We start from the raw sequence: 12,605 nt of genomic DNA on the forward strand, positions 1-12,605 counted from the left end.
GTGGACTGGAAGTTCAGGAGCGGCTCTGCCTTCGAGAGATCGGGATCCTCTTTTGACTGGGATTGGGACCGGGAAAAGAACTCACGCATCGCCCGCACCAGGTCCCGAGACTGAATAAGCGCGCCGTACTCCCAACTGGGAATATTGTCGAGGTATACGCCGGGGGGAAAGCGGTCGTTGTGCAAATAACCACCGGGCTTTGACAGCATGGTATCGACCACCCCAAGGAGCGCCGAGGTCGTGACGGCACCGGTGACCAGCGGCTCGGCACCGCTGTCGTAGCCACGGGCCTGCTCCATCACATCAAATTGCGCGGGTGTCATGCTCCAGTACATGCCCAGGATCACCACGAGGATCAGGTAAACCGCGGATCCAGCGAGCGCGATGGACAACCAGCGACCCTGAGGCAGATAGTCATCAGCGAAGTTGCGCACTCGCCGTGCCAGGCTCAGTTTGGACACATCAGACCCTGTGGTCGTTTCGTCAGTCATTGCCTTGATCCGATTGTTTAGTGGTGGTCGTGGCTGTTTTTGCCATCATGGGTTCCGCGAGCATTGGCGGTACCGGGCGCCGTGCGGCGCACTGCAGCATCGGCACAGACATCGCCTTTGCTGGTCTGCAGACAGATGGGCACGCTATCGCCCTCGACCGGCGTGCTCTTGAGACCCATCAACATAATGTGCAGCCCCCCAGGCTCAAGGTGAACAATATCCCCCCCTTCCACACTCAAGGTATCCACGGCCCTCATGGTCGAACGGCCTTCTGCGACGCGAGTTTCATGGAGGCTCGCACTGCCCAGTGGGGAGCTGGCCCCGATGATGGAGACCGCGGAAGCTTCGGGGTTGCGAAGCTCCATGTAAACCGCGGTCATTTTCTGTCCCGGCGGCATTGCCCGAACCCACGCACCGGACAACTCAAGCGTCTCGGCAACGCCGCTGCTGCCCATGGCAGAAAAAAGCACAAACAGTGGAACTCTCACATCAATCATGAACCAAACCGTCCTGTTGGGAGTAAACACTCACCGCGTCTCAGACTTGCACCGGGCCCTGTACTCGACCTCCTGTCCGCAATAACGATGACAATCATCTAGTTTAACAACATGCGGTCAGGCGCGAAAAACAGACGCCGCGTCGAGAGGGCGTGACCACGGTACAATAGACAGCAAGCCACCAGGGTTCGTTTATGTTTCACAGATCAGTAACAGACCGTGCAGGAGCGCTCACCCGACGACTGCGCTTCGCTTCGGGACTTTTTGCCGCACTTTTGCTGGCCTTCGGCTCGCTGACCCCAGGGCCGGCCCTGGCACAATCGGGCTCCCTTGAAAACACTGCGCTCGGCGCATCCCTGGGTTCCCCGTTCACCCAGCCGGAATTTCTGCCCGTGGAGGAAGCCTACCCCCTCGCAGTGGAGGTCACCGGTCCCGATACAGTTCGTCTGATTTGGCAGATGCCGGCCGGTTACTACCTGTACCAACACGCTTTTCGCTTTGAATTTGTTAAAGATGGCGTGAGCGAAGAGCTGGACGCGACATTTCCTCCCGCGCTTGAGCGCGAGGACGAGTTCTTCGGCCTGGTGCAGGTGTATTACGACAATGTGGATATGGAGCTTGCGCTGCCCGGGTCCGTGGCCAACGGGCAGCTCCGCGTCACCTCCCAGGGCTGCGCCGATGCGGGACTCTGTTACCCGCCGCGCACCCAGCAATTCTCCATGAGCGACGGTGGCTCCCTGGAGGAAATCAGCGTCACGCCGGCCAGGGCAACTGCGAGCACACCGACGACCAACCGCGGCGGCGCCCCGACTCAAGGACTTCTTTTCATGATGCTGCTGGCTTTTGGAGGCGGCCTCATTCTCAATTTAATGCCCTGCGTACTTCCCATTCTGTCGCTCAAAGTACTGGGGTTCGCTTCAGCACCCGCAGAGGAGCAAAAGCATCACGGCTGGCTGTACAGTGCGGGTGTCGTCCTGAGCTTCCTCGTCGTCGCGGGTATTCTTCTGGGTCTGAGAGGCGCCGGCCAGGCCATCGGCTGGGGTTTTCAACTGCAGTCACCGGGTTTTGTTATTGCTCTGGCCTATCTTTTTGTGGTCATGGGGCTCGCCCTCAGTGGTGTTATCCAACTGGGCAATCGCTTTATGAATCTTGGGAGCGATCTCGCAGCACAGGGCGGCGCCAGTGGAAGCTTCTTCACCGGCGTGCTGGCGGTGGTGGTCGCAAGCCCGTGCACGGCACCGTTTATGGGCACCGCTTTGGGTTACGCCCTGGTACAGCCTCCCGCGCAGGGTCTTACCGTCTTTGCCGCCCTGGGGGCCGGTATGGCCGCACCCATGCTGCTGCTGTCCTACAGCTCAACAGCGAGACATCTGCTGCCGCGTCCCGGCCCGTGGATGGAAAGACTCAAGGAGGCCCTGGCATTTCCCCTCTATGCGACGGCCCTCTGGCTTTTCTGGGTTGCCGGTCGGCAAACCAGCATCGATGTTATGGCTGCAACCCTCCTGGGCGCTTTACTTATCGCTCTCGGGCTATGGCTCTGGCGGGGCGCTCTTTTTGCCAAGGGCACCGCTGTCGCCTGCATTGTCCTGGCCGTGGTATTCGCAAGCTGGCGTCCGGCGCAGCTAGACCAGGGCACAACATTACCCGAAGGCACCGTAGCCTACAGTCCCGCCGCGCTGAGCGACCTCATTGCTGACGGTAAACCCGTGTTTGTCGATGTGACGGCCGATTGGTGCATCACCTGCCTTGCTAATGAGCGCGCGGTACTGCTGACCTCGCGGGTGCAGGAGGCTTTCCGCAAATCAGGGGTTACCTACATGATTGCAGACTGGACCGACTACGATCCGGTCATCGCCGACTTCGTCGCCAGTCACGATCGCAGCGGCATCCCGCTCTACGTGCTGTACAGCGGGACACAAACGCCGAGGGTGCTCCCGCAGCTCCTGCGCACAAAAACAGTGCTGACGGCGCTGGAAGACGTCACAGGGCTGTCGGTAGCTGCAGTGAACGCCCCCTAGGGCTCAAATCGGCAGCTAATTTCGGCAAAAACGCCGGCAACTTCGACAAAACGCCCGCTTTTCTGGACAAGCGCTGCTTTTTGAGCAACACTCTGCCCAAACAATAGTGTCTGAGCGATTCATGGCCCGAGTTTTAGTCCTGCACGGCCCCAACCTGAACATGCTGGGAGAGCGTGAGCCAGCAATCTACGGCGCCGCAACGCTGCAAAGCATCAACGAGCGACTCCAGGTCCTGGCGGACGCTGCCTCCTGCTCTCTGGACTCTCTGCAAAGCAACGCGGAAGCGGAGCTCATCGACGCAGTGCAGACAGCGCGCGGCGCTGGCACGGAATTCGTGATCATCAACCCTGCAGCCTTTACGCATACCAGCGTTGCGCTTCGGGACGCCCTCGCCGCGACACAGCTGCCCTTTGTCGAAGTACATCTTTCCAATGTGCATGCCCGCGAGCCCTTCAGACACCACTCCTATTTTTCTGATCTCGCCACGGGCGTGATCTGCGGCCTGGGAGCACTCGGCTACGAAGCGGCCCTCGAGTTCGCATTACAACATCTGAATACACATTCCCCCGAAGCTGCCAGAGACTGAATCATGGATATTCGCAAGGTTAAAAAGCTGATCGAACTGCTGGAGGAGTCCGGCATTGGTGAAATCGAAATCAAAGAGGGCGAAGAATCCGTGCGTATCAGCCGCGGCATCAGTGGCGCTCCCGCCCCAGCGCCCCATTACAACTATCCACCGGCGGCAGCGCCTGCGGCAAGCGCCCCCGCAGCGCCTGCTGCGCCGCAGTCTGCAGCCCCCGCACCCGCTGCGGATGAGGCGCCAGCAACCAATGGTACCGTCGTCAAATCTCCCATGGTGGGCACTTTTTACCGCTCACCATCGCCTTCATCGGCGCCCTTTGTGGAAGTGGGCAAGACCGTACAGGCGGGTGACGTGCTGTGCATCGTGGAGGCCATGAAAATGATGAATCAGATCGAGGCGGAAGTCTCCGGCACTATCGAAGCCGTGCTGGCCAACAGCGGTGAACCGGTGGAGTTTGACCAGCCACTGTTCTCCATCGTTTAAACAGGCGGGTACTCACAACATGCTGGAAAAAGTGCTTATCGCTAACCGCGGCGAAATTGCGCTGCGGATCCTGCGCGCCTGCAAGGCCATGGGAATTCAAACGGTCGCTGTCTACTCCAAAGCCGACGCCGACCTCATGCACGTTCGCCTCGCCGACGAAGCTATCTGCATAGGTCCCGCGGGAGCGGCGCAGAGCTATCTTCATGCGCCAGCCATTATCTCCGCCGCCGAGGTGAGCAATGCCGATGCCATTCATCCGGGCTACGGCTTCCTGGCGGAAAACGCGGACTTTGCCGAGCAGGTGGAGCAATCGGGCTTCATCTTTATCGGCCCGCGCTCCGAAACCATTCGCCTTATGGGCGACAAGGTGTCCGCCAAGGACGCCATGAAAGCCGCCAACGTACCCACGGTACCGGGCTCCGACGGACCGCTTCCGGACGATCCCGAGGAAATGATCGAGATCGGGCGCCAGGTGGGCTACCCGGTGATCATCAAAGCCGCCGCCGGCGGTGGGGGTCGCGGCATGCGCGTAGTGCATAACGAGGCTGCGCTGGTGAACTCGGTGCAGATTACCAAGAGCGAGGCCGCTGCGGCCTTTGGTTCAGACGTCGTGTACATGGAGAAGTATCTTCAGCGGCCTCGTCACGTAGAGATACAGGTTATATCCGACGGTAAAGGAAACACCATTCACCTTGGTGACCGGGACTGCTCTTTGCAGCGTCGCCATCAAAAGGTGATCGAGGAGGCCCCCGCACCGGAGATCGACCCCGTGGCCCGGGAAGAATGCGCGGCGGCCTGTGTAAAGGCCTGCAACGAGATCGGCTATCGCGGTGCCGGTACTTTTGAATTCCTCTACGAGGACGGCGGTTTCTATTTCATCGAAATGAACACGCGGGTACAGGTAGAGCATCCGGTCAGTGAACTGATCACCGGCGTGGATATCGTGCGGGAGCAGTTGCGTGTTGCCAGCGACCTGCCTCTGTCCGTCTCTCAGGATCAGGTGACGTTCACCGGCCATGCCATCGAGTGCCGTATCAACGCCGAGGATCCCCAGACGTTCATGCCGTCACCCGGCCGCATTACCACCTTCCACGCACCCGGCGGCCCCGGTGTCCGGGTGGATTCGCATATCTACGACGGATACACCGTGCCACCGTTTTACGACTCCCTGATCGCGAAGGTGATCAGCTACGGAGAGGGCCGCGACCAGGCCATGGCACGTATGCGCCAGGCACTCGACGAGTTGGTGATCGAAGGTATCAGCACCAACACCCAGCTTCACCGGGAACTGGTGCGGGATGCTTCGTTTATGGCCGGCGGCGTGAGTATTCATTACCTCGAAAGCAAGCTCGAAGACGGCTAACGGCATGAGCTGGCTGCAGCTACGACTGGACTGCGGCAAAGAAAATGCCGAGACCCTGGAAGAGGCTCTGCTCACCGCGGGCGCGCTTTCCGTCACCCTGGAGGATCGCGAAGACGAGCCTCTTCTGGAGCCCGCCGTCGGTGCAACGCCCCTGTGGCGGGCGATTCGTATCACCGGTCTCTTTACGGCGGATACGGATATGGGCGGGGTGCTTGCCTCGCTGAAGCCCCTCGACTCTGCGGCTTCTGCTCGTGTCGAAATCCTCGAAGACAAGGACTGGGAGCGGGAGTGGATGCAGCACTACGAGCCCATGCGATTCGGGGAGCGGGTGTGGATTTGCCCCAGCTGGAAAGAGCCCCCTGAGCCCGAGGCGGTTAATCTGCTGTTGGATCCGGGCCTGGCCTTTGGAACAGGGACGCACCCCACCACTGCCATGTGTCTCACGGCTCTGGACGGCATGTCTCTTGAGGGCGCGCGCGTGGTGGACTTCGGTTGCGGCTCGGGCATCCTGGGCATCGCCGCCCTGCGTCTGGGCGCCGCACAGCTGCTGGCCGTAGATAACGACCCCCAGGCGCTCATCGCCACGGCGGACAATGCCCAGCGAAACGGGATCGATCATAATCAGCTGACTATTGCACTGCCGGGAGACTTCGACCGGGCCCACTGGCAGGGCGTCACGGATCTGGTACTGGCCAACATACTGGCGGGCCCTCTGGCGGCGTTGTCCCGGGAGCTTTGCGACTTTTTAGCGCCGGGCGGGCAACTGATCCTCGCCGGACTGCTCGACACCCAGGCCGATGCGCTGATCGAACACTATTCACCCCGGCTGAAGCTGTCGGTCTTACAGCAGCAGGCCGAATGGGTCTGTCTCGGCGGCACACTGGACTAACCTTGATCAAAAAATGAGCACTTTTTAAGCGTAAAGCCTTTTTTGCCAGGCCCCGCTCACGTAGTATTGCGCGTCCTCTGAGACAGCCCCCCTACGGAGCCGCGCCAACCCCTTCCATGCTTTCCATCGGCCCCCATACAACTGCCAATTCCGTGGCCCTTGCGCCCATGGCAGGGGTCACCGATCTCCCCTTCCGACGCCTCTGCGCCCGCTTTGGTGCAGGATTGCTGGTGGGAGAGATGGTGCATAGCGATCCGCGCCTGAGAGAGTCCCGAAAAAGCCAGCAGCGCCGCAGCCACGATCTCGAAATCAATCCCCGCTCGGTGCAGATCGTGGGTAACGACCCGCTCCTCATGGCGGAAGCGGCACGCTACAACGTGGCCCATGGCGCCCAGATCATCGATATCAATATGGGCTGCCCGGCGAAAAAAGTCTGCCGCAAGGCCGCGGGCTCCGCGCTCCTTGCCGACGAACCCCTGGTGGCAGAGATCCTCCGCGCGGTGGTCAGCGCTGTTGCTGTGCCGGTAACGCTGAAAATTCGCACGGGAGCCGACCCTTTGCACCGCAACGGGCCGAGCATCGCCCGCATCGCGGAAGACGCGGGAATAGCGCTCCTTGCGGTCCATGGCCGTACCCGAGCCTGTGCTTTTAAAGGGGCCGTGGAGCACGACACCACCGCGCGCATCGTCAAGAGCGTGGATATTCCCGTACTGGCAAATGGTGATATCGCCAGCGCGCGTGATGCCAAAGCCGTGCTTGCCCATACCGGCGCTGCGGGCGTCATGGTGGGACGCGCGGTGCAGGGGGCACCCTGGCTTCCCGGGATAATTGCTCATGCCATCGCTGGCCCCTCTTCGCCGGCGCCCGACCTGGCGACCCAGTACGCCGTGATGCGTGAACACCTCGCAGAGCTGCACCGCTTTTACGGCAACTTTGCAGGCTCACGCATCGCCCGGAAACATATTGGCTGGTATCTGGATGGGCATCCGCAACTACAGGAAGAAAAACGCGCATTCAATCGACTTGAGGAAGCGACAGATCAGCTCCTCTTTCTCGACACGCTGTTCCATCAGATAGACAAACAGGACCTCGCTGCATGAGTAAGGCCGAATCTCTGGCTGAAAGCACAAGAGAAAAAAGCACTGACGATTCGTTTCCCGCGGTCAGCAGCACGCTTTTTGAACTCACCCAGACCAGTGAGGCGGCTACCGTGGCCTCCCTTCGGGAAGCCGTGGATCTTTTTGTCCGCCGTTATCTCGATGAGATGGACGGCGAGATGAGCACGGACTTTTACAGCCTTGTGCTGTCGGAAGTGGAGGCGCCGCTGCTCAAAGCGGTGATGGAATACACCCGGCAAAACCAGAGCCGAGCATCCGCGATGCTGGGACTCAACCGCGGAACCCTCCGCAAAAAACTAAAGCAATACGCCATCGACAACCGAGGACCCGCATTGTGAGCGTCAACAACGCCAGCACCAACACCGATCATTACCCCGTGCGCCGCGCCCTCATCAGCGTGTCGGACAAAACGGGTATCGTCGAATTTGCCTCCGCGCTGGCCGGCATGGACGTTGCCCTGCTCTCCACGGGCGGCACCTACCGCATGCTCAGTGAAGCAGGCCTGGCGGTCACCGAAGTGGCGGAGCACACCGGCTTTCCAGAAATGATGGACGGGCGGGTCAAGACCCTGCATCCCAAAATTCACGGCGGCATTCTGGGGCGTCGCGGAGAGGACGATGCCGCCATGGCCGAGCACGGCATTGATGCCATTGACATGGTGATCGTCAACCTCTATCCCTTTGAAGCCACGGTTGCTGATCCTGGCTGCAGCCTCGAAACCGCCATCGAGAATATCGACATTGGTGGTCCCGGTATGCTTCGCGCTGCCGCGAAGAATCACGCCTGGGTGAGCTGCGTCACCCGCGCCGAGGACTATGCGCGGGTACTTTCGGCCATGCGCGATAACGACGGCTGCGTACCCGCCACCCTCCGCCGGGACCTCGCAGTGCGAGCCTTTGAGCACACTGCTGCCTATGACGGCGCCATCGCCAACTACCTGGGGGCACGCCTGGATGATGAGCCGCAGCCCCACGGTCGCACCCTGAACCTCCAGTTTCATAAGGTGCAGGATCTGCGCTACGGCGAGAACCCCCACCAGGGCGCTGCCTTTTATCGCGAACGCCACATCAGCGGCCCCTCTCTGGCCACCTCAACGCAGGTGCAGGGCAAAGCCCTTTCCTACAACAACATCGCCGATACCGACGCGGCGCTGGACTGTGTGCGCCAATTCGCCGAACCGGCCTGTGTCATCGTCAAACACGCAAACCCCTGCGGCGTAGCCACGGGGGACGACACGCTAGGTGCCTACGAGCGTGCCTACGCCACGGACCCCGAGTCGGCCTTTGGCGGCATCATTGCCTTTAACCGCGAAGTTGACCGTGCCACCGCAGCACTCATCATCGAACGGCAGTTCGTTGAGGTCATCATTGCACCATCTATCAGTGATGCTGCTGCCAAGGTGCTGACGGACAAGAAAAACGTCCGGGTAATGACCACCGGCTCCCTCTTGGAGCCCGTAGCCGGGCTGGACTACAAACGGGTCGCAGGCGGGCTGCTAGTGCAGGATCGCGACGGTGTCGTCATCAACCCGGATGACCTCAGGGTAGTGAGCAAGCGGCTTCCTACGGAGGAGCAGGCCCGCGATCTGCTGTTTGCCTGGAAAGTCGCCAAGTACGTCAAGTCCAACGCCATTGTTTATGCCAGCGACGAGCAAACCGTTGGCGTGGGCGCCGGCCAGATGAGCCGCGTCAACTCAGCGCGTATCGCAGTGATTAAAGCGGAACATGCGGGACTCAAGGTGCCCGGATCGGTCATGGCATCGGATGCGTTTTTCCCCTTCCGCGACGGCATCGACAACGCCGCGGCAGCGGGGATCAGCGCTGTGATACAGCCCGGGGGATCCATGCGTGATGAGGAAGTCATCGCCGCCGCGGACCAGCACGATATGGCGATGGTGTTCACCGGTGTGCGGCACTTTCGCCACTAATCGGCACTCTTTTAACGAAGCAGAGCACAGCGCTTATGAACGTAATGGTTTTGGGCAGCGGAGGCCGGGAACATGCCCTGGCCTGGAAACTGGCGCAGTCGGCCGGTGTCACTCAGGTGTTTGTGGTGCCCGGGAATGCCGGAACCGCGACGGAGCCGAAGGTGCAGAACGTCGCCCTGGATCTGGTGAACTTCGCAGCGCTGAGCAATTTTGCCAGGGAGCAGCAGGTGGGACTTACGGTAGTGGGTCCGGAAGTACCTCTCGTGGCCGGCGTGGTTGACTACTTTGAGGAGCAGGGCTTACGCTGCTTCGGACCTCGGGCCGGCGCGGCACAGCTGGAGGGCTCCAAGGCCTTCAGCAAGGATTTTCTGGCGCGGCACAACATTCCTACGGCCACTTATGCCACGTTCACCGAGGTGGAGCCCGCCCTAGCTTATCTTCGCAGTCAAAGGGCGCCCATCGTAGTTAAAGCCGATGGCCTCGCCGCAGGCAAGGGCGTCATCGTTGCAGACACTCTCGATCAGGCTGAAGCGGCAGTCACCGATATGCTGTCGGGTAACGCCTTCGGCGATGCGGGCTGTCGCGTTGTCATCGAAGAATTTCTGGCGGGAGAAGAAGCAAGCTTTATTGTCATCAGTGACGGCGAGACCGTTCTTCCGATGGCAAGCAGCCAGGACCATAAGCGCATCGGTGAAGGCGACACAGGCCTGAACACCGGCGGCATGGGTGCCTACTCACCGGCACCGGTAGTGACCGAAGCGGTACACCAACGGGTCATGGATGAAGTCATCATGCCCACGGTGCGCGGCATGGCCGCTGAAGGTAACCGCTATGTGGGCTTTTTATACGCGGGACTGATGATCAGCGAAGACGGCGCACCGAAGGTCATCGAATTCAATTGCCGCTTTGGCGATCCGGAAACCCAGCCCATCATGATGCGCTTACGCAGTGATCTTGACCGCCTCTGTGAGGCAGCTATTGACGGCACACTGGATCGTGAAGAGGCCCGCTGGGACATCCGCCCCGCCATGGGCGTGGTACTCGCAGCCGGGGGCTACCCCGGCAGCTACGCCAAGGGCCTGCCCATTGCGGGATTGAACCGTGCCGAGGGAACGGACTGCAAGGTGTTTCATGCGGGCACGACGCTGGATTCGAACACGGGCGAGGTGTGCACCAGCGGTGGCCGGGTGCTTTGTGTAACCGCATTGGGAGAGAACATCGCTGACGCGCGGACACGCTGCTACGACGCGGCGGCAAACATCACCTGGGAGGATATGACGCTCCGCAAAGATATTGGTTGGCGAGCCATCGACCGCTATCATTCGGAGCATGGATAACATGAGACTCCTCCTGTGACTCGTCGTCTGACACCTCTGGACAGGCTCATCAGTGAGGCCGATACGGTCATGCGCACCCTCACCAGCCGCGGCAACACGGCTGGGCGACCCTCGCCGGCGCGAGGGCACAGTGAATCGGAGCTTGACGACAGCAGCCAGAAACATGTCGCCTCGCTCATGCGTGTGAATCATACGGGGGAAGTCTGCGCCCAGGCGCTTTATCAGGGCCAGGCGCTCACCGCAAAGCTCCCCACCGTGCGCGATGACATGCGCGAAGCGGCGGCAGAAGAAGTGGATCATCTCGTGTGGTGCGAGGAGCGGCTCAGACAGCTCAACAGTCGACCCAGTGTCTTGAACCCCGCGTGGTACGGCCTGTCTTTTGCCATTGGTGCCCTCGCAGGGGCCGTCGGTGATGCGGTCAGTCTGGGATTTGTTGCCGCCACCGAAGAGCGGGTCTGCGCGCATCTAAAGGACCACCTGCGACAGCTACCGGAAGATGACCGTCGCTCCCGGTTGATTCTGCAGCAGATGCTCGAAGACGAAGAACGTCATGGTGAAAACGCGCTGGCCGCCGGCGGCCAGAACTTCCCACGGCCGGTAAAGAACGCCATGACCGCCCTTTCCCAGGTCATGACCCGCAGCAGTTATTACATTTAAAACATTATATGTACGATTGCGGTTCAGCCTTATAGCTACGAGCTAGCCAGCCTCGCTATCGACCACTTCGTAACTATGGGTTAACTCCACACCTGCTGCGCCCAACATGATGGATGCGGAGCAATACTTTTCTGCAGACAGTTCTACTGCGCGCTTTACGTGGCTTTCCTTCAGACCGGTACCGCTCACGACAAAGTGCATATTTAATTTGGTGAATACCGCGGGTACCGCGTCGGCCCGCTCTGCCTGCATCTCCACACGACAATCACGCACATCCTGGCGCGACTTCTGCAGCATGCTCATTACGTCATACATGGCGCAGCCACCGGTGCCCAACAGCAGCATTTCCATGGGTCGCGGCCCGAGGTTGCGCCCCCCAAGATCCTCCGGACCGTCCATGACAACGGAATGTCCGGAACCGGACTCTCCCACAAACATTGCACCGTCCATCCACTTAACCGTAGTTTCCATTTCCAAGTCTCATGCGTTTCGAAGAGGGCGCGAATGTAGCACAGACTCTCCCGAGAACCGGACAACCCGGGATTTGCCAAAGGTGCATCCCGAGGTACACTCTGCCCACAAAAAATGTAAGGGTAACTTCATGCTCCGTCCACAACTATTGCAAGCCATACCCAACGTGGAAGACTTCCTGCGATTTTGTGAAACCAAGGATTACGGGAAGGGCAAAACCATCCTTCGCGAAGGAGAGCAGAGCGCCAAGCTGTATCTCATCCTCGATGGCTCTGTATCAGTCATGGTGGAGGACGAGCGGGATAAAGACCACAAGATGGTCGTGAGCTACCTTAACCTCGGGGACTTCTTTGGCGAAATGGGGTTGTTCGGGGAGGAGGACGAAGCCAGCAGCGCTGAAGTTGTCACCCGGGAAGCCAGCAAAATCGCTGAAATTTCCTACGAACGGTTTATCAAGATCAAAGCGCAATTCCCAGACATCCTCTTCGGCATTGCCGCGCAGATGTCCAATCGCCTGCGAAAGACCACCTTCAAACTGAAGAACCTGGCTTTTGTGGATGTATCAGGGCGCATCGCCCACACGCTCATCGACCTGTCCAAGCAGCCGGATGCCATGACCCACCCCGAGGGCATGCAGATCAAGATTACCCGCCAGGAGCTGGGCAAAATCGCCGGCTGTTCTCGGGAAATGGCCGGCCGGGTACTAAAGACCCTGGAGCAGGAGGGTTTGGTTAACGTCTCTGGCAAAACCATTGTGGTCTACGCCAGTCA

General features: G+C 60.1%; 14 protein-coding genes. 11 read left to right on the forward strand and 3 right to left on the reverse strand.

Annotation, left to right across the window (positions count from 1 at the left end; all coding sequences use genetic code 11):
* Together ACTG3T_RS01915 and ACTG3T_RS01920 are read right to left on the reverse strand one after the other, a co-directional pair.
* On the reverse strand, positions 1-491 hold a 491-nt coding region (locus ACTG3T_RS01915), incomplete at its 3' end, for a DUF2333 family protein (protein WP_439100574.1).
* A gap of 17 nt (positions 492-508) precedes the next feature.
* The gene (locus ACTG3T_RS01920; RefSeq protein ID WP_439100575.1) at positions 509-988 is read right to left on the reverse strand and encodes a copper chaperone PCu(A)C; all 480 of its coding nucleotides are present in this window, start codon (positions 986-988) and stop codon (positions 509-511) included.
* 194 nt (positions 989-1,182) lie between these two features.
* Here ACTG3T_RS01920 and ACTG3T_RS01925 point away from each other — a divergent pair, with 194 nt between their 5' ends.
* The 10 genes from ACTG3T_RS01925 (at position 1,183) to coq7 (ending at position 11,363) form a co-directional block, all read left to right on the forward strand.
* Complete coding sequence (locus ACTG3T_RS01925) at positions 1,183-3,006, forward strand: protein-disulfide reductase DsbD family protein (RefSeq protein WP_439100576.1); 1,824 nt, start codon at positions 1,183-1,185, stop codon at positions 3,004-3,006.
* 121 nt (positions 3,007-3,127) lie between these two features.
* A complete protein-coding gene (gene aroQ, locus ACTG3T_RS01930; RefSeq protein WP_439100577.1) occupies positions 3,128-3,592 on the forward strand; it encodes a type II 3-dehydroquinate dehydratase in 465 nt (154 codons plus the stop codon).
* A 3-nt stretch (positions 3,593-3,595) separates the two neighbouring features.
* A complete protein-coding gene (accB, locus tag ACTG3T_RS01935) occupies positions 3,596-4,072 on the forward strand; it encodes an acetyl-CoA carboxylase biotin carboxyl carrier protein (protein WP_439100578.1) in 477 nt (158 codons plus the stop codon).
* A 19-nt stretch (positions 4,073-4,091) separates the two neighbouring features.
* Positions 4,092-5,435: an acetyl-CoA carboxylase biotin carboxylase subunit gene (gene accC, locus ACTG3T_RS01940; protein ID WP_439100579.1), complete on the forward strand. Its 1,344-nt coding sequence runs from the start codon at positions 4,092-4,094 to the stop codon at positions 5,433-5,435.
* Positions 5,436-5,439: 4 nt separating this feature from the next.
* Complete coding sequence (gene prmA, locus ACTG3T_RS01945) at positions 5,440-6,324, forward strand: 50S ribosomal protein L11 methyltransferase (protein WP_439100580.1); 885 nt, start codon at positions 5,440-5,442, stop codon at positions 6,322-6,324.
* 116 nt (positions 6,325-6,440) lie between these two features.
* Positions 6,441-7,424 (forward strand): tRNA dihydrouridine synthase DusB, encoded by a 984-nt coding sequence (dusB, locus tag ACTG3T_RS01950; RefSeq protein ID WP_439100581.1) that lies wholly within the window; start codon positions 6,441-6,443, stop codon positions 7,422-7,424.
* On the forward strand, positions 7,421-7,780 hold the full coding sequence (gene fis, locus ACTG3T_RS01955; RefSeq protein WP_439100582.1) for a DNA-binding transcriptional regulator Fis: 360 nt from the start codon (positions 7,421-7,423) through the stop codon (positions 7,778-7,780). The genes dusB and fis overlap by 4 nt, the downstream gene beginning before the upstream one ends.
* Positions 7,777-9,369 carry a bifunctional phosphoribosylaminoimidazolecarboxamide formyltransferase/IMP cyclohydrolase gene (gene purH / locus ACTG3T_RS01960; protein ID WP_439100583.1) on the forward strand — a complete coding sequence of 531 codons (1,593 nt, stop codon included), beginning with the start codon at positions 7,777-7,779 and terminating at the stop codon, positions 9,367-9,369. The genes fis and purH overlap by 4 nt, the downstream gene beginning before the upstream one ends.
* Positions 9,370-9,404: 35 nt before the next feature.
* Positions 9,405-10,706: a phosphoribosylamine--glycine ligase gene (gene purD, locus ACTG3T_RS01965; protein ID WP_439100584.1), complete on the forward strand. Its 1,302-nt coding sequence runs from the start codon at positions 9,405-9,407 to the stop codon at positions 10,704-10,706.
* Between the two features lie 15 nt (positions 10,707-10,721).
* Positions 10,722-11,363, forward strand: coding sequence for a 2-polyprenyl-3-methyl-6-methoxy-1,4-benzoquinone monooxygenase (gene coq7, locus ACTG3T_RS01970; RefSeq protein WP_439100585.1), 642 nt, complete (start codon positions 10,722-10,724; stop codon positions 11,361-11,363).
* Positions 11,364-11,405: 42 nt separating this feature from the next.
* Here coq7 and ACTG3T_RS01975 read toward each other — a convergent pair whose 3' ends face one another.
* Positions 11,406-11,834 (reverse strand): OsmC family protein, encoded by a 429-nt coding sequence (locus ACTG3T_RS01975; protein WP_439100586.1) that lies wholly within the window; start codon positions 11,832-11,834, stop codon positions 11,406-11,408.
* Positions 11,835-11,964: 130 nt separating this feature from the next.
* On the opposite strand from ACTG3T_RS01975, the gene crp reads away from it, so the two are divergent.
* The coding region (gene crp, locus ACTG3T_RS01980) for a cAMP-activated global transcriptional regulator CRP (protein ID WP_439100587.1) at positions 11,965-12,605 on the forward strand (641 nt) is incomplete at its 3' end.

The sequence above is a fragment of the Congregibacter sp. genome, assembly GCF_965660375.1.
Lineage (GTDB): Bacteria > Pseudomonadota > Gammaproteobacteria > Pseudomonadales > Halieaceae > Congregibacter.